This window comes from Streptococcus sanguinis (genome assembly GCF_003943655.1).
GTDB lineage: Bacteria > Bacillota > Bacilli > Lactobacillales > Streptococcaceae > Streptococcus > Streptococcus sanguinis_F.
Window position 1 is genome coordinate 38,333 of record NZ_RJMM01000007.1, and the last position, 20,462, is coordinate 58,794.

General features: G+C 44.4%; 19 protein-coding genes. 5 read left to right on the forward strand and 14 right to left on the reverse strand.

Annotation, left to right across the window (positions count from 1 at the left end; genetic code table 11):
- Nucleotides 1–15: 15 nt before the first annotated feature.
- The 9 genes from ftsY to yycF form a co-directional block, all read right to left on the reverse strand.
- The gene (gene ftsY / locus D8886_RS04725; protein WP_125434382.1) at nt 16–1,491 is read right to left on the reverse strand and encodes a signal recognition particle-docking protein FtsY; all 1,476 of its coding nucleotides are present in this window, start codon (nt 1,489–1,491) and stop codon (nt 16–18) included.
- A gap of 3 nt (nt 1,492–1,494) precedes the next feature.
- Entirely contained in the window at nt 1,495–2,313 is an 819-nt protein-coding gene (locus D8886_RS04730) for a Cof-type HAD-IIB family hydrolase (protein WP_125434383.1), read from the reverse strand.
- On the reverse strand, nt 2,313–3,107 hold the full coding sequence (locus D8886_RS04735; protein WP_125434384.1) for a Cof-type HAD-IIB family hydrolase: 795 nt from the start codon (nt 3,105–3,107) through the stop codon (nt 2,313–2,315). The genes D8886_RS04730 and D8886_RS04735 overlap by 1 nt, the downstream gene beginning before the upstream one ends.
- Before the next feature lies 1 nt (nt 3,108).
- Nucleotides 3,109–6,645, reverse strand: a complete 3,537-nt coding sequence (gene smc, locus D8886_RS04740; protein ID WP_125434385.1) for a chromosome segregation protein SMC — start codon at nt 6,643–6,645, stop codon at nt 3,109–3,111.
- Complete coding sequence (gene rnc / locus D8886_RS04745; RefSeq protein ID WP_125434386.1) at nt 6,636–7,334, reverse strand: ribonuclease III; 699 nt, start codon at nt 7,332–7,334, stop codon at nt 6,636–6,638. Before rnc ends, smc begins: the two co-directional genes overlap by 10 nt.
- A gap of 121 nt (nt 7,335–7,455) precedes the next feature.
- Nucleotides 7,456–7,815 carry a YbaN family protein gene (locus tag D8886_RS04750; protein ID WP_002903152.1) on the reverse strand — a complete coding sequence of 120 codons (360 nt, stop codon included), beginning with the start codon at nt 7,813–7,815 and terminating at the stop codon, nt 7,456–7,458.
- Between the two features lie 91 nt (nt 7,816–7,906).
- The gene (gene walJ / locus D8886_RS04755; RefSeq protein ID WP_125434387.1) at nt 7,907–8,707 is read right to left on the reverse strand and encodes an exodeoxyribonuclease WalJ; all 801 of its coding nucleotides are present in this window, start codon (nt 8,705–8,707) and stop codon (nt 7,907–7,909) included.
- A gap of 9 nt (nt 8,708–8,716) precedes the next feature.
- Nucleotides 8,717–10,063, reverse strand: a complete 1,347-nt coding sequence (gene vicK, locus D8886_RS04760) for a cell wall metabolism sensor histidine kinase VicK (RefSeq protein WP_002894938.1) — start codon at nt 10,061–10,063, stop codon at nt 8,717–8,719.
- Entirely contained in the window at nt 10,056–10,757 is a 702-nt protein-coding gene (gene yycF, locus D8886_RS04765; RefSeq protein WP_002894937.1) for a response regulator YycF, read from the reverse strand. Before yycF ends, vicK begins: the two co-directional genes overlap by 8 nt.
- 339 nt (nt 10,758–11,096) lie before the next feature.
- Here yycF and D8886_RS04770 point away from each other — a divergent pair, with 339 nt between their 5' ends.
- The 5 genes from D8886_RS04770 (at nt 11,097) to D8886_RS04790 (ending at nt 14,555) form a co-directional block, all read left to right on the forward strand.
- On the forward strand, nt 11,097–11,858 hold the full coding sequence (locus D8886_RS04770; protein WP_002913381.1) for an amino acid ABC transporter ATP-binding protein: 762 nt from the start codon (nt 11,097–11,099) through the stop codon (nt 11,856–11,858).
- Nucleotides 11,859–11,872: 14 nt separating this feature from the next.
- Nucleotides 11,873–12,685: a transporter substrate-binding domain-containing protein gene (locus tag D8886_RS04775; RefSeq protein WP_125434388.1), complete on the forward strand. Its 813-nt coding sequence runs from the start codon at nt 11,873–11,875 to the stop codon at nt 12,683–12,685.
- A 12-nt stretch (nt 12,686–12,697) separates the two neighbouring features.
- Complete coding sequence (locus D8886_RS04780) at nt 12,698–13,378, forward strand: amino acid ABC transporter permease (RefSeq protein ID WP_002913378.1); 681 nt, start codon at nt 12,698–12,700, stop codon at nt 13,376–13,378.
- A 10-nt stretch (nt 13,379–13,388) separates the two neighbouring features.
- Nucleotides 13,389–14,048, forward strand: coding sequence for an amino acid ABC transporter permease (locus tag D8886_RS04785; protein ID WP_125434389.1), 660 nt, complete (start codon nt 13,389–13,391; stop codon nt 14,046–14,048).
- Nucleotides 14,049–14,156: 108 nt separating this feature from the next.
- The gene (locus D8886_RS04790; RefSeq protein WP_002899932.1) at nt 14,157–14,555 is read left to right on the forward strand and encodes a hypothetical protein; all 399 of its coding nucleotides are present in this window, start codon (nt 14,157–14,159) and stop codon (nt 14,553–14,555) included.
- 99 nt (nt 14,556–14,654) lie between these two features.
- Here the strand turns inward: D8886_RS04790 and thrS are convergent, their stop codons facing one another.
- From thrS to D8886_RS04815, 5 genes are all read right to left on the reverse strand, one after another.
- Nucleotides 14,655–16,598 carry a threonine--tRNA ligase gene (gene thrS / locus D8886_RS04795; protein ID WP_125434390.1) on the reverse strand — a complete coding sequence of 648 codons (1,944 nt, stop codon included), beginning with the start codon at nt 16,596–16,598 and terminating at the stop codon, nt 14,655–14,657.
- Nucleotides 16,595–17,287, reverse strand: coding sequence for an adenylate kinase family protein (locus tag D8886_RS04800; protein WP_185761253.1), 693 nt, complete (start codon nt 17,285–17,287; stop codon nt 16,595–16,597). Before D8886_RS04800 ends, thrS begins: the two co-directional genes overlap by 4 nt.
- Nucleotides 17,288–17,498: 211 nt before the next feature.
- Complete coding sequence (locus D8886_RS04805) at nt 17,499–17,981, reverse strand: hypothetical protein (RefSeq protein WP_125434392.1); 483 nt, start codon at nt 17,979–17,981, stop codon at nt 17,499–17,501.
- Between the two features lie 71 nt (nt 17,982–18,052).
- Complete coding sequence (locus D8886_RS04810; RefSeq protein WP_002894916.1) at nt 18,053–19,375, reverse strand: glycosyltransferase family 4 protein; 1,323 nt, start codon at nt 19,373–19,375, stop codon at nt 18,053–18,055.
- A 1-nt stretch (nt 19,376) separates the two neighbouring features.
- On the reverse strand, nt 19,377–20,375 hold the full coding sequence (locus D8886_RS04815) for an LTA glycolipid anchor biosynthesis glycosyltransferase, IagA/BgsA family (protein ID WP_125434393.1): 999 nt from the start codon (nt 20,373–20,375) through the stop codon (nt 19,377–19,379).
- Between the last annotated feature and the right edge of the window lie 87 nt (nt 20,376–20,462).

The following is a 20,462-nucleotide window of genomic DNA, read 5'->3' on the forward strand; positions in this document are numbered from 1 at the left end:
ACTGGCTTTTTTGCTTTATACTAAGCCTTCAAGCAGGCCTTTCATAAAGTTCTCTGAGTTGAACTCACCGATATCATCAATCTTTTCTCCAAAGCCAATCAGCTTGACCGGAATATCCAATTCCTGACGAATAGCTAACACAACCCCGCCTCGAGCTGTTCCATCAATCTTCGTCAGTACAATTCCTGTGACTGGGGTGATTTTAGAAAATTCCTTGGCCTGAACTAGAGCATTCTGACCAGTTGAAGCATCGAGAGCTAGGAAAGTTTCATGCGGTGCTTCTGGATCCACCCGCTTAATAATGCGGCCAATTTTCTCCAGCTCTGCCATGAGGTTGTCCTTATTTTGCAGGCGGCCAGCCGTGTCAATCATAAGAACATCAACCTGCTCCGCCTGAGCACGCTCCATTCCGTCATATACGACACTGGCAGGATCGCTCTTCTCAGGTCCTGTCACTACAGGAACGTCTACACGCCGGCCCCATTCAGCCAACTGAGCCACCGCTCCAGCTCGGAATGTATCTGCTGCTACCAACATGACTTTCTTGCCTTGTTGTTTGTACTTATAGGCTAGTTTACCGATAGAGGTGGTCTTACCGACTCCGTTGACCCCAACAAAGAGCATGACAGTCAGACCGTTTTGGAAATTGATTTTTTCATTAAAGCGGCCATCTTTCTCATAAATGTCCACCAATTTTTCAATAATCAGCTGGCGCAGAGCAGCTGGTTTTTTAGCATTTTTCAGACGGGCTTCATAGCGTAGTTCCTCAGTCAGACTGGAAGCCACTTGAACCCCTACATCACTAGTGATGAGCAGCTCTTCCAAGTCTTCGAAGAACTCTTCATCTACTGAGCGGAAATTAGCAAAGAAGGCATTGAGCCGTGCTCCAAATCCTGTCCGAGTCTTCTTTAGGCTGCGGTCATATTTTTCCTGAGTGGATTCCTCTTGAGGAAGTTCAGCAGACTCTTCTGTAGCTTCTGATTCTGTTAGTGGAACATCTTCTGTTCCTAGTTCAATCTCATTATTTGAATCAGTTGCCACCTCGTCATAAGAAACAGCTTCATGCTCAGTATGAGATAATGCTTCAACCGATAGGTTTGTTTGTTTAACAAGTTCTTCTACCGTTTCGTCACTGCTTTCAGGCTGGTGCTCTTCTAGAGTTTTTTCAGTCTGAGTTGCTCCTTGAGCCACTTCTTGATTTTCTGCAATAATTTCTCTTTCATGCTCTGGCTCCTTGCTTTCTTCTTGGGTGGCTTGAGATGCTAGCTCTTCAACATCAGCCAAACTATCTTTTGTATCCGAAATTTGGTCATCAAGTTGTTGCTCGCCCTGATAGGACTGAGCAGCTTCCGCTTCAAGATTCTCTCCTGCTTCTGGAACAGACGCTGTTTCTTCTTCAAGCTCGCCAATGTTTTCCAATGCTTCCTTGACAACTTCTTCAATCGGCGGTTCTTGTTTTTTTCGGCCGAAAAGGCGGTCAAATAATCCCATCGGCTAATCCTCCTTTAGTACATATTCTTCAATAACCCAAGCCACTGCATCCTCATCATTGGTCATAGGTGTCACCACATTAGCTGCTTCTTTGACGATGGCTACTGCATTCTGCATGGCTACTCCCAGGCCAGCCCACTCAATCATAGAAAGATCATTGGCTTCATCACCACAAGCCATGACCTGACTTCTCTCAATGCCTAAATGGGCAATCAGTTTCTCCAAACCATTAGCCTTATGGACATTTTTCGGTGACCACTCCAGCAACATTTCTCTAGATTTGAAAATCTCATAGCGCTCAAATAATTCTGGAGAGATTTGCTCAATAGCAGCATCCAGTGGTTGTTGAGCATAAGCAGTGACACATTTATTATAAGTCTGCTGACTGGACAAATCACTGAAATCAATGGGCTCAAAAGTCAAAGCTGGATTGAACTGGGCATAAAGCGAGTCTTGATCGGATTGAATCTGATAGACAAGTCCTTCGCAGATAGCATCAAGCGGGATATGGAGCTTGTCTGTCTCCTCGTAAATCCGCGCTACATCATCATAAGAAAAGACCGTTTTATCGAGGATTTCTCCAGTGTTGCGCTGAACAAGACCACCATTAAATGTAATGGTGTACTCATCCTCTCGACCGTCTGTTCCCAGCTCATGCAGGAAAAAATCCATAGCCTTAAGGGGGCGACCAGTAGTCAGAACCACCTTAACTCCCTTATCCTGAGCTGCTTTTAAAGCTGCTAAATTGCGCTCAGAAATCTTCTTGTCTGAATTCAGAAGAGTTCCATCCAAGTCAAGGGCAATCAGTTTTATATCTGCCATTATAATCCCTCCATGTAAGTGATAACCGACTGAGCATCATGGTGACCGATGACTTCCTTGGCCACTTCTAAAATCTCAGGGCGAGCATTTTCAGTCGCAATCGGATAGCCAGCCACCTGCATCATGTGTAAATCGTTGAGATTATCGCCAAAAACCATAACCTGAGAAAGATCTATGCCAAGCTTCTTGGCCAGCTCGACAATGGCAACCCCCTTATCCACATGGTCCAGAACGATGTCAATGGACTTGTAGCCAGTTGTCATGGCCTTGACTCCATCAATATTCTCATTGACCCAAGCTTCACCAGCTACGACTTGGTCCTCAGCAAAATTGGTCGTAAACTTGAAAATTTCATCGTCGATATCAGTCAGGCTAGCTACTTTTTGAATGTTTTCATTATAATGAGCACTGAAGGAAAGATAGGTCGGATCCACAGTCTCCAAGACATAGCAGGCACGTTTGCCTGTCAAAAGCAGCTCATTGACATTGACATAGGGAGATTCCTGCAGCTTATCAAAAACCTTGAGATAAAAGTCCCGAGGCATGGTTGCTTCATAGAGATCCTGACCGTGAAATTCCACTAAACTACCGTTTTCAGCAATAAAAATAATCTCATTGCGGACTTCCTCAAACAGCTTTTCCAGCGACAAGAGGCCGCGCCCGCTGGCTACAGCAAAATACATGCCTTTTTCTTTGAAGCGAGCCAAAACTTGCTTGAGACGGTCCATATCAAACTGACCTTTACTGTCTAAAAAGGTGCCGTCCATATCCGTTGCTACTAATTTTATACTCATGTTACATACTTTCTAAATCTTTTAACTTGACCGAGACAATCTTGGAAACACCAGACTCCTGCATGGTAACTCCGTAAATAGAGTCTGCAGCTGACATGGTTCCCTTACGGTGAGTGACCACGATGAACTGGCTGTCCTTGTCAAAGCGGTTGAGGTAATCCCCAAAGCGTTTAACATTAGCCTCGTCCAGTGCTGCTTCGACCTCGTCCAAGATGACAAAAGGAATGGTCTTAACGCGGATGATAGAGAAAAGGAGAGCCAAAGCTGACAAGGCCTTCTCGCCACCGCTCATCAGATTAAGCGACTGGATTTTCTTGCCTGGTGGCTGCACAGAGATTTCTACACCAGCTGTCAGCAAGTCTCCCTCCGTCAATATCAGGTCTGCCGAACCACCGCCAAACATCTGACGGAAAGTCACCTTAAAGCTTTCACGAATGGCTTCAAAGGTTGATTTAAAGCGTTCCTTGACTTCGTCATTCATCTCTTCAATCGTCTCTAAGAGCAGATTTTTAGCTGATAGAACATCGTCTCGCTGCTCGTTGAGGAAGTTCAAACGGTTGCTGACTTCTTCAAACTGCTCGACTGCTTCCAGATTGACTGGACCTAAAGCTCGAATGGCTTTTTCCAGATCCTTCACCTGGCTTTCAGCAGCTGGCAAACTTTCTAAAGGACGAGCCTGGCTGCTTGCTTCTTCGAAGCTCATCTGATAGTCATCTGTCAGATTGCTTGCCAGACGGCGCATGACATCCATGAGCTTATCCTTTTCCGCCTCTGCTTTAGCCTGCCGGCGAATCAATTCTTCATTTTGATGGCGGGCTTGCTCCAAACGACTGGCAATATCGTCAGACTGACCTTCTAAATCTTCAAGCTCAAATTTCAGACGAATCAGTCTTTGATCCAGCTCAGTCTTTTCTTGCTTGGCGGCCTCTAATTGCTCTTCCAGGATTGTAATATCGACCTTCTGCAGGCTGGACTGTTCCTTTTGCTCCATCAAAAGCTCCAAGGTTGCCTGCTCTTTTTCAAGATTGGCTTTTTCCTCGGACAGTCGCTCCAAGTCATTCTTTTCAAAGCGTTGGTTGGAGGTCAATTCTGTCCGCTGGAGCTTGAGTTCAGCCAGACGAGAGGAAAGCTTGTCAAAGCGAGCCTGAACTGCATCTTTGTTCGACTTAACCTGCTCTATTTCTGCAGTTATGTCCGTTTTTTCTTGCTCAATCTCGGTCAAGCGAGTCTGCAGTCGATCTTTCTCTTCTGAAATATCCAAAGCAGATTGACCAGCTAACTCCTGTTCCTGTAGATTTTTCAGACTTGTGAGTTCTTCTACACGCTTGGCCAACTGTTCATAGGCTAGATTAGCCTTTTGCTCAGCCAAGCGAGCCTGCTCACCGTCTGTCTTGATTTGTTCCAATACCTGCTTAGCCTGACTTAGCTGGTTTTGCAGAATTTGCACTGCTTCTTCCTGCTCTTTCAAGCTGACATTTTTCTGCTTAATCTCTTCGAGCAGAGCATCCAACTCCGGCTTGATAAAGATAGTATTGTTATTGCGATTTACACCACCAGCATAAGAACCGCCAGTCCGAAGCTCTGTTCCATCCAAAGTCACCATGCGAACCTGATAGCGTACTTGGCGAGCTGCTGCTCGGGCATGCTCCACTGTATCAAAAATAGCGGTTGTTCCCAGCAGATTTTTAAAAATGCTGTCTAAAGACGACTCATAGCTGACCAAGGAAGAAGCCAGTCCCAGAAAACCAGCACTTTTTTCAATCGTAGCACGGTTATGGTCAGGCAGCTGACGCGGCTTGATAGTTGTTAAAGGCAGGAAGGTTGCCCGGCCAGCCCGATTTTTCTTCAGAAATTCGATAGCCCGAGTCGCAGCCGCCTCATCTTCCACGATAATGTTCTGACTGCTGGCTCCCAGCGCAATTTCCAACGCTGCCTGATAGTGGGGATCGAAGCTAAGTTTTTCACTGACTGCTCCTACAATACCACCCAGTCGACCTGCTTCCTGTAGCACACTCTTAACTCCAGCATAGAAATTACTGTGATTTTTGAGAATGGCTTCCAAGCTATTTGAACGCGCCTGCTTGTTTTTGAGGTCGTCCAAAAGCTCAAACATCTTAGTCTGCTGATGCTTATAGTCAGCCTCTAGCTTCTCTACCAACTGAACCTGACTCTGGTACTCTGCTAGTAGAGTCTTGAGGGCTTGGCGAGCAATTTCCAACTCCTCCAAACCAGCCTGCTCCTGAATCTGACTAGCCTCCAAATCAGCTTGCAATTTAGCATAGTCTGCTTTCTTGCTCTCAGCCAATTTAAGCTCGCTAGCCAGCTGGCTCTCCAGAGAGGTCAAGTCATTAGAAAGATTTGCCTCTTCCTGCATGAGCTTGACATACTGCTCACGTAGATGTTCAATCAGCTGGTCTGGATCATCTGAAAAGTCTGCTAATTCTGCTTCCAAAGCAGCGATAGACTGCTCATTGTCACTCAGTTTGGCAGCTATTTGGCTCAATTCAGCCTGCTTGTCTTCTATGTTGCTTTCTATCTGAGCCAGTTTTTCTGACAAAGCGGCCAAACGTTCTTCATTTTCCCGACGGCTCGTCGCTGCTTGGCTGGACTCCAACTTAGAAAGATCAATCTGACGCTCCAAATCACTGATTAAGCGGGTCAATTCCAGCAAACTAGCTTGATCATCAGACAAAGTTTGATTGAGCTCATGGCGTTTGGCCTTCAAGGTTTGGTTTTCAACTTCCAGCTCATCTCGCTTGCTATAGTAGGTTGCCAGCTCTTGCTGGATATTCCTTAAATCTTCTTCAGCCTGGGTCAGCCTTTCCTTGTTAGCTGTCAGCTGTGCGACCAAAACATCCAAGTAAAGCTCTCGGCGCTGGCCATCCAGACTCAAGAAGCGCTTAGCAGTTTCAGCCTGCTTCTCCAAGGGCTTGACCTGGCTCTCCAGCTCGTAGATAATATCTTCCAGACGGTCCAGATTATCCTGGGTTTGACTAAGCTTGCTTTCCGTTTCTTTGCGACGTGTCTTATACTTAAGCACTCCAGCCGCCTCTTCAAAGATTGCCCGGCGTTCCTCGGGCTTGCTATTAAAGATTTCTTCAACTTTCCCTTGGGAAATGATGGAGAAGGAATCTCGTCCCAGCCCAGTATCCATGAAGAGATCATGGACATCGCGCAGACGGACTTTTTTACCGTCAATCTTATACTCACTGTCACCGCTGCGGTAAATGTGACGCTCCACCCGAATCTCATTGGCAGCATCCTTGATAAATTGGTCACTGTTATCCAGAACCACTACCACTGATGCGTAATTTAGTGGCTTGCGGGTTTCTGTTCCCGCAAAAATCACATCGGGCATCTTGCCGCCCCGCAGACTTTTCACACTGGACTCTCCCAAGGCCCAGCGCAGGCTCTCCGTAATATTGGACTTGCCGGAACCATTTGGCCCAACAACCGCTGTCACTCCCTGATCAAAAACAACTTTAGTCTTATCAGCAAATGACTTGAAGCCCTGAATTTCAATTTCCTTTAAAAACATGAAGAACTTTCCTTTTCAAATGCGTTTTTAGCAGCTTCCTGCTCGGCCAGCTTTTTAGAACGCCCCTGACCTTGACCGGACTTGCGGCCATTGATAAGAACGGCCACCTCGAAATTTTTGGCATGAGCAGGTCCTGTCTCGGAGACGACCTGATAGGCAATTTCCACATCGCCATTAATCTGCAGCAACTCCTGCAGCTTTGTCTTATAGTCCGTCACCCGCTCAAAATCTCCCGCTTCCACCTTGGGAATCATGACTTGATAGAGAAAGCTTTTGACTGCTTCCACACCCTTATCTAAGAGCAAGGCGCCTAAAAAGGCCTCAAACAAATCTCCTAAAATTGTATCACGATTCCGGCCGCCAGACTTCTCCTCACCGCGTCCCAGCTTGATAAACTGATCAAACTGACAATCACGGGCAAAGCCCGCCAAGCTCTCCTCCCGAACAATCATGGAACGCAGCTTAGACAGATCGCCCTCTGGTCTCTTAGGATACTTGGTATAAAGATACTCCGAAATAATCAGTTGTAGAACAGCGTCTCCTAAAAATTCCAAGCGCTCATTGTGTGAAATTTTTAAGAGGCGGTGCTCATTGGCATAGCTCGTATGGGTAAAAGCCGTTTCCAACAAGGTCTCATCAGAGAAAACCAAGTCAAACTGACCCAGCAATGCTTTTTTCAAATTTTCCATTACTATTTTACATCATGCTGACTTCAGTCGGATAAACAGCATGATACCTTTTCCTTTCCAAAGATATACAGTCTCTATTATAACAAAAAACAGGCGCAAACGCACCTGCTGACAGTGATTTCTATTCCTTATCCGGAATTACTTTAAACAAATAATAGGTGATAAAAACGGTCAGACCCAACAGTCCAATTTTAACCCAAATAATAGGCGCTAGAAAAATGGAAATACCCATCAAGATATAGATGGAAACGATAATCTTTTTCTTACGCTCCTTGGCAATCGTTCCCGTCTCTCGAAAATCCGCCACATAGGTCTGGTACATCTTTGTATGATAGAGCCAATTCTCAAAACGCTTGGAACTGCGCGAAAAGCAGGCAATGGACAAGAGAAGAAATGGCGTCGTCGGCAGGAGAGGCAGAAAAATCCCCAAAACTCCCAACCCTAAAGATAATAGACCTACCACAAAGTAAATTGGCCGCATACAAGCTCCTTTGCAAAATAAAACCGTTGCTTTTTAAATATTTAATGGATACCGCACTAGAGCAAGAAAACCAAACCTTGCGGTCTAGTGTTTAAATACTCGTCAAAGGCGTCGCGGTATCAGGCGAGGTATCATAGACCTGGAAATCGTGACCAACTGCCATATCGGCCTGAGCCAGTTGATTGACCATGGTCATGTGAGCCAATTCCTTGATATTATTTTCCTTACTGAGATGGCCCAGATAGATTCGCTTGGTGCGATTGCCCAGAGTCCGAATCATGGTCTCCGCTCCGTCTTCATTGGATAGGTGACCCATATCCGACAGAATCCGCTGCTTGAGGCTCCAAGGGTAGGCACCGCTGCGAAGAATTTCAATATCATGGTTGCTCTCAATCAGGTACCCGTCGGCATTTTCGATAATCCCAGCCATCCGGTCACTGACATAGCCCGTATCAGTTAGCATGACAAAACTCTTATCGTCCTTCATGAAGCGGTAAAATTGCGGACAGGCTGCGTCATGACTGACACCAAAGCTTTCTATATCTAGGTCTCCAAAGGTCTTGGTCTTGCCCAATTCAAAGATATGCTTTTGACTAGCATCCAACTTGCCCAAGTCCTTTTCCATAGCCTTCCAAGTGGACTCATTAGCATAAATATCTAAATGATACTTGCGGGCCAATACCCCAACACCATGAATGTGGTCCTTGTGCTCATGAGTCACTAAAATAGCATCCAAATCCTCAGGCTTGCGGTCAATTTCGCCCAGCAAGCTCGTAATTTTCTTGCCTGATAAGCCAGCGTCAACCAGAATCCGCTTTTGGTCTGTTTCCAGATAGAAACAATTACCGCTTGATCCCGACGCCAGAATACTGTATTGAAATCCTTTAGTCATGTTTACTTTCTATATATCTTCATTATCCCAGTCGTCATCGCGGACGCCATCATTCTCATAAGGTAAGACAATGGTAAAGGTCGAGCCCACACCATACTCACTCTTAGCCCAGATAAAGCCCTGATGCTGCTTGATAATTTCTTTAGCAATAGCCAGCCCCAGACCTGTTCCGCCCTGTGCACGGCTACGTGCCTTGTCCACTCGATAAAAGCGGTCAAAGATCTTAGGCAAGTCCTGCTTGGGAATTCCCAGACCTTCATCCGCAATCGAGAGGATCAACTGCTCATCAGTTGTCTTGATGGAAACAGTAATGGTTCCACCATCCGGCGAATACTTGATGGCATTGTTCATGATATTATCAATCACCTGAGTCAGCTTATCTGTATCAATCTCCACCCAAATCGGTGTTATCGGATAATCACGGATAATCTCGTATTTTTTGGTTTCGTCTTGATTTTTTATCTTGTCAAAGCGATTGAGGATAAAGGTGATAAAGGCGGTGAAATTCGTCAACTCTACTTCCAGATGGCTAGTCTCATTATCAATACGAGACAAACTAAGCAGGTCCGTCACCATCCGCATCATGCGGTTGGTTTCATTGAGTGATACCTTGACAAAGTCCGGTGCTACTGGCTCAGACAAGGCTCCCTCATCCAGGGCTTCCAGATAGGACTTGACACTGGTCAGCGGAGTCCGCAACTCATGGCTGACGTTGGAGACAAAGAGCCGACGCTCCCGCTCTTCCTTGTCCTGCTCTGTCGTATCATGCAAGACAGCTACCAAACCAGAAATGAAGCCCGACTCCCGCCTTACCAAGGCAAAGCGAACCCGCAAGCTCAAGTACTCACCATTTTCATCCTGAGAGTCAATCGTCAGCTCAGGAACATTGGTAATCAAGTCACGCAAATCATACTCGTCTGAAATCGAAAGCAGATCCAAAATACTCATATTTTGGACCTCATCTCTCTTAACTCCCAACTGCTTGGTTGCCATATCGTTGATAGTGATAATCTGCCCCCGGCGGTTGGTCGCAAGCACGCCATCTGTCATATAGGACAGGATACTGGAAAGGCGTTTTGTTTCTTGCTCAAGGTTTTCATGTGTCAGTCGAATGACCTCTGAAAGGTCATTGATACTGTTGGTCATATCTGTGATTTCTGGACTCCCTTGCATGTCCAGCACTTCAGAATAGTCACCTGCAATCAAATCTTTAACCTTTTGATTAAGCTGTACAAGCTTTTGGTTATCACGGCGATTTTCCAGTAAAAGCAGGGCCACAACTACAATGAAGCCGATAATAATGATAGCAAAGACAAAATCCGCAGAAATCACAAATTGTTTAATTGCTTCAATCATTATTTCTCATATAGTAGCCAACCCCGCGGCGAGTCAAGATATACTCAGGTCGGCTTGGCGTATCTTCAATCTTTTCACGCAGGCGGCGGATAGTCACATCCACTGTGCGGACATCACCAAAATAGTCATAGCCCCATACCGTTTCCAGCAAGTGCTCACGTGTCATCACCTGACCGATATGTGTCGCCAAATGGTGAAGCAACTCAAACTCACGGTGGGTCAGCTCCAGCTCCTTGCCATGCTTCTTAGCAACAAAAGCATCTGGCAAAATCTGCAGTTCCCCAATGGTCAGCTCGTTCGGGCCACTTTCTTCCACTTGGTTTTCCACAACAAGGTCTGCCCGACGAAGAAGTGCCTTGACACGCGCCTGCAGCTCACGATTTGAGAAAGGCTTAGTCACATAGTCATCTGCACCGATTTCAAGGCCGATAACCTTGTCAAACTCACTGTCCTTAGCAGACAATACAATAATCGGCACATTACTAGTCTTGCGAATAGTCCTAGCAACTTCCAGTCCGTCCACTTCTGGCAGCATCAAGTCCAGAATCAAGATGTCTGGCTGTTCTGCCTCAAACATTTCCAAGGCTTCCTTACCATCAAAAGCAGTCAAAACCTCATAGCCTTCCTTGGCCATATTAAACTTAATAATATCTGAGATTGGTTTCTCATCATCTACAACTAATATTTTCTTCATATGTTCACCTTAACATAAGATTGGGATTGAATCAACTCCACGATAGAAAAGTTGTGACATAGTCAGCTAAGTCGTCCTGCATCAAAACGTGCAAAAGGCAATCTAGTTTGCCTAGCTAGACTCCCAATCCAATTTTATTTATTTATATAGTCTTATTATACCAAAGTTTTCTTAAAAAACACTAATTCAAGCCATTTTTATGAGACATTCGTAGAAAATGGACAATTATCATCCAAAAAAATTTTTTCTAAATGAAAATACTCATTTTTATTCAATTTGACAGTTTATTTATTCTATGGTAAAATCTATGTCATATTATCTAACACAAAGGAGAAAGATATGGCTTTAGTTGAATTTAAAAATGTCGAAAAGTATTACGGAGATTACCATGCTCTGCGCAATATCAATCTCAGTTTTGAAAAAGGGCAAGTGGTTGTACTGCTGGGACCATCCGGCTCTGGAAAATCAACTCTTATCCGTACAATCAACGCTTTAGAAGGCATTGATCAGGGAAGCTTGATCGTCAATGGCCACGAGGTCGCGAACACTGCTGCCAAAGATTTGGTCAACTTACGTAAAGAAGTCGGAATGGTCTTTCAACATTTTAATCTTTACCCCCACAAAACGGTGTTAGAAAATGTTACCTTGGCGCCTATTAAAGTCCTAGGAATGGATAAACAAGAAGCTAAAAAAATCGCTCAAAAATATCTAGAATTTGTCAACATGTGGGATAAGAAAGACTCCTACCCAGGCATGCTGTCCGGTGGACAAAAGCAAAGGATTGCCATTGCCCGTGGTTTAGCCATGCACCCTGAGCTCCTGCTCTTTGATGAACCGACTTCTGCTCTGGACCCTGAAACAATCGGGGATGTTCTAGCTGTTATGCAAAAATTAGCCAAAGACGGCATGAATATGATTGTGGTCACACACGAAATGGGCTTTGCCCGTGAGGTAGCTGACCGTATTATCTTCATGGCAGACGGTGAGGTGCTAGTGGATACTACTGATGTTGATGCTTTCTTTGACAATCCTACCGAACCTCGCGCTAAGCAGTTTCTCAGTAAAATTATCAACCATGAGAGTGATAACGTGCTTTCTTAAAAAGGAGAAGACCTATGAAACTACAAAAAATACTCATTAGCCTACTCTTACTCCTTCTGACTCTAGGCTTGATTCACGCCGCTCCTGCACAAGCCGATTCCAGTACCAGCCAACAGGTCAAGGCCATCCAGAAACGTGGAGTCCTCAATGTCGGTGTCAAGCAGGATGTACCTAACTTTGGTTATCTCAATCCTGATAGCAATACATATAGCGGTCTAGAAATCGATATTGCAAAGAAGATTGCCAAGGAACTAGGCGTCAAAATCAACTACGTCCCAGTTACCGCACAAACCCGCGGACCACTTCTGGATAACGGACAAGTTGATATGGTCATTGCGACCTTTACCATCACAGAAGAGCGTAAGGAAATCTATAATTTCACAACCCCTTACTACACCGATGCTTCTGGTTTTTTGGTTAATAAATCCAGTAAAATTACAGACGTCAAAGACTTGAATAACAAGACTATCGGCGTCGTCCAAGGCTCTATCACCCAAACCTTGTTGGAAGAAATCGCTCAAGAGAAAAAACTCAACTTTAAATATGTGGAATTAGGCTCCTACCCTGAACTTGCTGTTTCTTTGCGGGCTCACCGTATTGATGCTATTTCTGTTGACAAGTCCATTCTGACCGGCTATGTAAGTTCCAAGTCAAACATTCTGGATTACAGCTTCAAAAAAGCTGATTATGGTGTGGTAACAAAAAAATCCAATACTCAATTGAATGACTATGTAGATGGCCTAATCTCTAAATGGAAGGAAAACGGCAGTCTGCAGAAAATTTATGACAAATATGATTTAAAACCATCTACTTCAACAGATGATTAGAAAGGAGACCCCATGAGTTTTAGTATTTCTTCTTGGCAGGCCTACTTTGCGGACTTTGGCAAGTTTTTCCAAGGATTCCTCTTTACCTTATCCATTTCTATCGGTGCCCTGACCTTGGCTCTTCTACTAGGGATTTTCTTCGGAGCTATCAGCACAGGTAAGCATAAAGTTCTACGTGGTCTTGCTCGTGTTTTTGTTGAGTTTTATCAGAATACACCACTCTTAGTTCAATTTGTAATTGTCTTTTACGGTCTTCCGCTAGTCAGCAATTACACCATCATGCCCTCAATCTATTGGACTGCTGTTCTCTGTGTAGGACTGTATCACGGTGCTTATATCGCCGAAGTTATCCGCTCAGGTATCCAGTCCATTCCTCGCGGACAGACTGAAGCTGCACTATCTCAGGGCTTTACCTATGTCGAAACCATGCGATACATCATCCTGCCCCAAGCTTTTCGGATTATCCTGCCACCGCTAATCAATCAGGTCGTCAATCTGATAAAAAATACATCTACCGTCGCTATTATCTCTGGTATGGATCTGATGTTCGTGACCAAGTCTTGGTCTGCTCTAAACTCCAACTACATCCCAGCCTTTGCCGGAGCAGCTCTGCTCTACTTCCTCCTTTGCTTCCCAATCGCTAGCTGGGGACGTAGGGTAGAGGAAGCCAATAAACAAGCTTACAGCATCTAAGGAGGTCTCTATGGAAAATATTTTAAAAGTCTTAACCGCAAACAACCTCCTCTTTATCCTTAAGGGGCTTTGGCTGACGCTGCAAATTTCTTTCATTTCCATTGTCCTATCCACGATTTTTGGAACTATTCTAGCAGTCATGCGCAATGGAAAAAATAAACTGCTCAAGCTGATTGCCAGCATTTATATCGAATTTGTCCGTAATGTACCCAATCTGCTCTGGATTTTCACTATCTTTTTAGTCTTTCAGATTAAGTCAACGCCAGCCGGTATCATCAGCTTCACTGTCTTTACTTCTGCTGCTTTGGCAGAAATTATCCGGGGCGGTCTCAATGCCATTGACCCAGGTCAGACTGAAGCTGGCTTATCTCAAGGATTTACTCAGTTTCAGATTCTGCGTTATATCATTCTACCTCAGGCTATTCGGAAAATGCTGCCAGCCATCATTTCTCAGTTTGTCACAGTGATTAAGGATACCAGCCTGCTCTATTCTGTTATTGCGCTCCAAGAACTTTTTGGTTCTGCTCAAATTCTGATGGGACGCTATTTTGAAGCTGAACAAGTCTTCGCTCTCTACCTACTAGTAGCAGTCATCTATTTCCTGATTAACTTCGCCATTTCCAGCTTCTCGCGCAAGCTATCCCAACNCTGGGCCCAAGCTGCGGAATAGATAGCTCAAATACAGAACTACTTTCTAAAAGTTGAGTTTACCAACTCAGCTTTTTTATTTTTAATATTTGTGGTAGAATAATATCAAAGGATAGACAAGGAGAACGATATGAAAAAACTAACATGGCTTTTCATCACTTTCTTATCACTAATCTTTCTCAGCGCCTGCGGTCAGCACGCTAGCTTTCAAGGAAAATGGAAGGCTCAGAAAGCAAACGGCGAGGACATTGACATTGTCTTTAATGGCAAAACAGGCAAGCTAGGCGATAAAGAATTTCACTATAAGATAGATAAGTCAGGCTATCAAGATAACACCAAATATTACAGTATTACTGTCAGCGACACCTATCACTACACCATCCTTTTCCCAGATGATGATATGAAAATAGCTACTCTTCTAGAACCTGATGACCCGTCTAGCGACCCTCTCTATGGGGAAATGCTCTATGCTATGAACCGAAATGAGTATCCTGATTTTGATGATTATGTGGATAAATACTTGAATTAAGATCAAATTTGCTAACATAATTAGTAAAGAAATTTTTACTTACAGATAGAAAATTAAACCCGAGCTAATTGCTCGGGTTTAATCGTTATCCAATGAATTCTACTTTTCAAGGCGTGATTTGCTAGCAATGTCTGCTAAGATTTGCTCTACAAATTCGTCTACTCGTATTGTATGTGTTTCTTTTTGACCGTAGCGGCGGACATTAACAGTACCGTCTTCTACTTCCTTGTCACCAACGATGAGTTGATAAGGAATCTTGCTAGTTTGTGAGGCACGAATCTTGTACTGCATCTTTTCATTACGCTCATCAACATCAGCACGAACACCCTTGTCACGCAGCTTCTTAGCCACTTGCCAAGCATAGTCGATATGGGCTTCGTTAGAAACAGGAATCAAAGTCACTTGATGCGGAGCCAGCCAGGTCGGGAAGGCTCCCTTGTAATTTTCAATCAAGATGGCTGTAAAGCGCTCCATGGTTGAGATAACTCCACGGTGAATCATAACTGGGCGATGCTCTTCACCGTCAGCTCCGACATACTTGAGGTCAAAGCGCTCTGGCAAGAGGAAGTCCAGCTGGATAGTTGACAGAGTTTCCTCATTTCCTAGGGCTGTTTTAACCTGGATATCAAGTTTCGGACCATAGAAGGCTGCTTCTCCTTCTGCCTCAAAGTAGTCCACACCCATTTCGTCCAAGGCTGCTCGCAGCATGGTTTGGGCATTTTCCCACATCTCATCGTTATCAAAATACTTATGCGTATCCTGAGGGTCACGAAGAGACAGACGGAAACGATATTCTGTCAAGTTGAAGTCAGCGTAAACATCAATAATCAACTGCAGCGCACGCTGGAATTCTTCTTGAATTTGCTCTGGCGTTACAAAGAGGTGGCCATCGTTCAAGGACATTTCACGCACCCGCTGTAAACCAGTCAGGGCACCAGATTTTTCATAGCGGTGCATCATTCCAATCTCAGCAATCCGGATTGGCAGCTCGCGGTAAGAGTGAACATGGTGTTTGTAGACTTGGATGTGGTGAGGGCAGTTCATGGGACGAAGGACAAATTCTTCCCCGTCACCCATATCCATGGTTGGGAACATATCCTCTTGGTAGTGCTCCCAGTGACCAGAAGTCTTATAAAGCTCTACAGAAGCAAGTGGTGGAGTGTAGACGTGTTGGTAGCCTGAAGCCAACTCCTTGTCAACGATGTAGCGCTCCAACTCGCGACGGACAGTAGCACCATTTGGCAGCCAGAATGGCAAACCTTGTCCCACTTCTTGTGAAATCATGAAGAGATCAAGCTCACGACCAAGTTTACGGTGGTCGCGTTCTTTAGCTTCTTCCCGCATTTGCAGATATTTCTTCAGGTCTTTCTTGTCAAACCAAGCAGTACCATAAACCCGCTGCATCATTGCGTTGTCGCTGTTCCCACGCCAGTAAGCGCCAGCCACGTTTAAAAGGTGGAAGATTTGGATGCGACCTGTCGATGGAACGTGCGGGCCACGGCAGAGGTCCACGTATTCGCCCTGACGGTAGATGGTCAAACCACCTTCATCTTCTGAATGCTCCTCAATCAATTCCAACTTGTAAGGATCGTTTTTGAAAATGTCACGCGCCTCATCCTTGGTCACTTCTTCACGGATGGATGGAAAGTTTTCTTTGACGATTTTCTTCATTTCTTCTTCGATACGAGGCAGATCTTCATTTGAAATTTGCCCTGCTTCATTATCTGTATCGTAGTAGAAACCATCCTGAATAGCTGGTCCAACACCCAAGTGAATATCTGGGAAAAGACGGCGAGCAGCTTGGGCAAAGAGGTGAGCCGCAGAGTGACGCAAGATATCCAAAGCGTCCTCATGGTCAGGTGTCACAATCTCAATGCTGCCATCTTCAGTGATAGCACGAGTTGTATCAATCAGTTTGCCATTGAATTTACCAGCCAAGGCTTTTTTAGCCAGGGAATTGCTGATAGATTGAGCAATTTCAAAAGTTGTCACGCCAGAATCGAATTCACGAACAGCGCCATCTGGGAAAGTAATCTTAATCATGTGTTTTCTCCTTTAATATCTATTCTATTTATATTGGACAATTTAAAGATTCGAGCAATCTCTTCCGCAGTCTGCTTTTCTGATTGACGACCATCTGTCATGAGACTAGAATAACCTAATTTCATCGCTTCCTTCCGCACCATTTGGGCAAACAGAATGTCCCGCTGCATCCAGTTTTCAAAAGCTTGCTCAGGATTGGATGTTCCCTCTAAGACATAAGGAACCCATTCTCTCTGTTTATAATGCTTTTTCTGAAAATCAGCTGTCGGAGTCAAGCATAGATAGGAAACCGCTGGTTCTTCAAGACTTTTTATCAGGTGAGGCAAAAGTCCTGCCCCCTCCACCAAGAGAGGTCTATCTTGATTTTTTATCAAGTAAGATTTTACATAAGGAAAAATCTCTTCGTAAAAGCGCCATTCTTCATCTGCCATCTCTTCTGGATTTCTCATCAAGATTTGTTCCGGATTTCTGTCCTGTCTAAGAAGGCAAATCGGCTGTGAGTCTACACTTGCTTGACTCATCATCTCGTCTACCAAATCATCCAGTTTGATATGAAGCAGCTGATACTGTCTAGCAAGAAGTGAAGCAATTGTTGACTTCCCACTACAAGGCGATCCGCCAATCATATAAAGCACCATTCTCCCTCCTTCTGACAAAAGAAAAACGACATCCTCAAAAGGACGTCGCAACGTGGTTCCACCTTCATTTATGCAAGTCAAAAGACCTACACCTCGAATCGGCTCTAACGTAGCCACCGTTTTATGTTTGCATAAAAGATAATAGAGTAGTCCCAACTGCATCCTCTACGCGATTTCCAGCTCCACGCGCTCTCTAAAAGATTTCCTGCAGGTGATTTGTCTCTAGAAAACATTATAGCACGATTGGAAAAATTTGCAAGAGCTATTGGCCATCAAAACCGGAAAAACGATTGAGAGACTCTTGACTCAAAGTAGCTGCTTGACGTTTTTTACGGTGTTGCTCTGCCAACAGCATTCCTCCCAAAGAAAGGAATAACAAGACATGAATATCCCTATCATTATAAAGCGTGGAAGTGATTGGATTATAAATCTTGTCTCCTGAGTAAAAAAGGCCGTCAAAAAAGTTTTTGAATAGATAATAATAATGGACACCAGGAATCAGAAGGAGGAAGGGCAAAACGAAGCCATTCTTCCGAGTATTTATATAAGAAATCCCTGCACCAACCAAGGGCAGCAGTAAAAGATAATACAAAATATTAAAGTTTGAAAGCCAGTTCAAAACACTTTCTACACTTTCTGTATTGTCTATAAGATATCTCCAAAGCTCTTGCCAAATCCAATCTGAAGCAATGAAAATGCCATAGAACAAAAGCAACCACGGCAACTGTTTGAGATATTTTTTCATAAGATTTCTCCTCTATTTCTAAACAAAACCTTGCATAAATAGCTATTGCCACAATGATGCAAGGCATGTTTCTATTCTAATAATTTAGTAATATTCCTGATTTTTTTCACTTGCTTACTCGAAGCTTTGAGGATACGAACGGAGCCATTGATTGGAAGAGAAATGACTTTTCCAGGCAGATAGGCCACTGTCTTGGCCAGACGCTTGGCAGCACTTTCCTCTGGGCTGAGCTCGTTATGGAAGTCTTTGGAAATAGTCAAATCTAGATAAAACTCATAGACTCTGCGACCAAAATTCTCCGCTGAAATCTCGTAAAGCTTGTCTGCTAGCTTTTGCTCATCCATGTCAGGCGTCGCAATAATCGCCTCTAAAATAGCGCCTGATAAATCCCGCTCTTGGTAATAAAGGGTCCCAAAAATCTTGTCACTGATAACATTATCCAGATAAGGATTTCCATGGGCAATAATCGGTGTGCCGCTGGCTAAGCTTTCCAGATAAGTCAGACCTTGAGTCTCACTGGTTGAGGCAGAGATAAAGAAATCCGCAGCTTTATAGTAAAGGGCCGTATCACTTGGAGCAATCATCCCCGTAAAGATGACAGCTTCTTCAATCTGAAGCTTGGCAACCAATTCTTTCAAGTCTTCTGCATAAGGACCGTCGCCGACAATGACTAGCTTGACTTTGTCATTTTCTTCAAGGACGGCAGGCATCGCCTCAACGATAGCCTGGATATTCTTTTCATAAGAAATACGGGACAGACTGAGCAGCATAATCTCGTCTTCAGCAAGACCTAACTTGAAACGAAGCTTCTTGATATCCTCACGCGAAATTTCCGGCCGCTCAAACTTCGCCAGCTCAATCCCTGTCGGAATTACCCGTTTTTCTGCTTCGATTTTATAGTCAACCAAGAGATCATAAACAATCTCACTAGGGCAGATAACCCCATCCAAATCACTCATGAAGCCGCGGACGATGTACTTGACCATACTAGGACGGATGACCATTCCCTTGGCAATATAGTGCACATAATCCTCATACTGGGTATGATAGGTATGTACTACCGGAATTCGCAGTTCTTTGGCAATCCAAATCCCCAGCAGCCCTAGTGAAAACTCTGTCTGGGTATGGATAATATCCAACTGATATTGGCGGGCAATTTCTAAGGCATGAGAAAATCCTCGGTAAGCCACTCTTCGGTCCTTAAAGGCAAAGAAAGGTACGCTGGGAATTCGAATAATCTGCCAATCCTCATAACGATTGACATCCTTGTCCGTCGTCGTAAAAATAAATACCGTGTGACCTAATTTTTCCAGCTCCGTCTTCAAAGTCCGAATACTGGTAGCAACCCCAGAGACCTGAGGAAAATAGGTATCTGTAAAAAGACCAATACGCATCTTACATCTCCAAAACTGTTTGATAAGCCTCAACTAACTGACCTGAGACATCGTCAATGGACCGGCTTTTAGCCACTTGATAGCCTGCTTCACGCTTATCCACCTTTTTATCTAGGATATTTCTCAGAGACTGGACAAACTCATCTACATTGTTGCAGAGCTCGGCTGAACGCTCATCCACCCAGCCATGATAAACTGGAATATCGCGCAACACAACATTCTGCTCACTGGCCAAGGCTTCCAGGACAACAATTCCTTCAGTTTCCTCATAGGATGGGAAAAAGAAGGCATCCGCTCCAGACATGGCTCCCTGAAATACCGCTCCCTTAAAATAGCCAGGGAATTCGACATTATCAGGGTGGTCAAAGAGAACCAGACGACGAATCTTGCGCGGAATCAGCCAGAGATTTATAGAGCCCAGCCAGATAAAGCGCACATCTGGCATCCTGCGGGCAACCTCTACAAAATCCTCAATCCCCTTGCGGCGGAAATAAAGGCCAGCACAAACGACCACCTTCTGCCCCTCTTCAATCTTAAAATACTTTTTAAAAACTTCTTCCTTGCGAGCATCTTTCTTATACCTAGGCAGGTCAATGCCGTTTGACACAGCTACCATAGGTGTTGTGACCCCATAAGACTGGATCAGCTGCTTGGAATACTCCGATGGCGTGATAATGAAATCCGCCTTTTTATACATATGCGTCAGATATTTACCAAAAAGCGGAGCAAAGAGATTAGATCCAATAAAGGAATTTTCAAAGTCCTCCTTGGTCGAATGCCCATGCATAATCACTTTTTTATTGCCCCTCTTGGCAGCATGCAGGAGAAGCAAGCTACGGGGACCATAGGTATTGATGTGGACCACATCATAATCTCCTAAAACGTCCGTCGTATAAGGAATCCCAGCCAAATCCAAGGCATGCATCTGATGCTGGAGGGCTCGGCCAATTCCCGATTTCTCCAAAACGGACTTTCCTTCAAGATACAGTAATACTTTCATACTTCCTATTATACCTAAAATAAAATAAAAAGGAAATCCACAAGGGCAAATGAGGTAAAAAATCCATCCAAAGCCTGATAAGGCTTA

Excerpts from the sequence above, each read along its gene's own strand:
- D8886_RS04770 (WP_002913381.1), top strand. The coding sequence starts at position 11,097 with ATGGCTTTAGTTGAATTTAAAAATGTCGAAAAGTATTACGGAGATTAC.
- vicK (WP_002894938.1), bottom strand. The coding sequence starts at position 10,063 with ATGATTGAAGCAATTAAACAATTTGTGATTTCTGCGGATTTTGTCTTT.
- D8886_RS04775 (WP_125434388.1), top strand. The coding sequence starts at position 11,873 with ATGAAACTACAAAAAATACTCATTAGCCTACTCTTACTCCTTCTGACT.
- D8886_RS04735 (WP_125434384.1), bottom strand. The coding sequence starts at position 3,107 with ATGAGTATAAAATTAGTAGCAACGGATATGGACGGCACCTTTTTAGAC.
- D8886_RS04805 (WP_125434392.1), bottom strand. The coding sequence starts at position 17,981 with ATGAAAAAATATCTCAAACAGTTGCCGTGGTTGCTTTTGTTCTATGGC.
- ftsY (WP_125434382.1), bottom strand. The coding sequence starts at position 1,491 with ATGGGATTATTTGACCGCCTTTTCGGCCGAAAAAAACAAGAACCGCCG.
- rnc (WP_125434386.1), bottom strand. The coding sequence starts at position 7,334 with ATGGAAAATTTGAAAAAAGCATTGCTGGGTCAGTTTGACTTGGTTTTC.
- smc (WP_125434385.1), bottom strand. The coding sequence starts at position 6,645 with ATGTTTTTAAAGGAAATTGAAATTCAGGGCTTCAAGTCATTTGCTGAT.
- D8886_RS04780 (WP_002913378.1), top strand. The coding sequence starts at position 12,698 with ATGAGTTTTAGTATTTCTTCTTGGCAGGCCTACTTTGCGGACTTTGGC.
- thrS (WP_125434390.1), bottom strand. The coding sequence starts at position 16,598 with ATGATTAAGATTACTTTCCCAGATGGCGCTGTTCGTGAATTCGATTCT.
- D8886_RS04730 (WP_125434383.1), bottom strand. The coding sequence starts at position 2,313 with ATGGCAGATATAAAACTGATTGCCCTTGACTTGGATGGAACTCTTCTG.
- walJ (WP_125434387.1), bottom strand. The coding sequence starts at position 8,707 with ATGACTAAAGGATTTCAATACAGTATTCTGGCGTCGGGATCAAGCGGT.
- D8886_RS04810 (WP_002894916.1), bottom strand. The coding sequence starts at position 19,375 with ATGCGTATTGGTCTTTTTACAGATACCTATTTTCCTCAGGTCTCTGGG.
- D8886_RS04750 (WP_002903152.1), bottom strand. The coding sequence starts at position 7,815 with ATGCGGCCAATTTACTTTGTGGTAGGTCTATTATCTTTAGGGTTGGGA.
- yycF (WP_002894937.1), bottom strand. The coding sequence starts at position 10,757 with ATGAAGAAAATATTAGTTGTAGATGATGAGAAACCAATCTCAGATATT.
- D8886_RS04815 (WP_125434393.1), bottom strand. The coding sequence starts at position 20,375 with ATGAAAGTATTACTGTATCTTGAAGGAAAGTCCGTTTTGGAGAAATCG.
- D8886_RS04790 (WP_002899932.1), top strand. The coding sequence starts at position 14,157 with ATGAAAAAACTAACATGGCTTTTCATCACTTTCTTATCACTAATCTTT.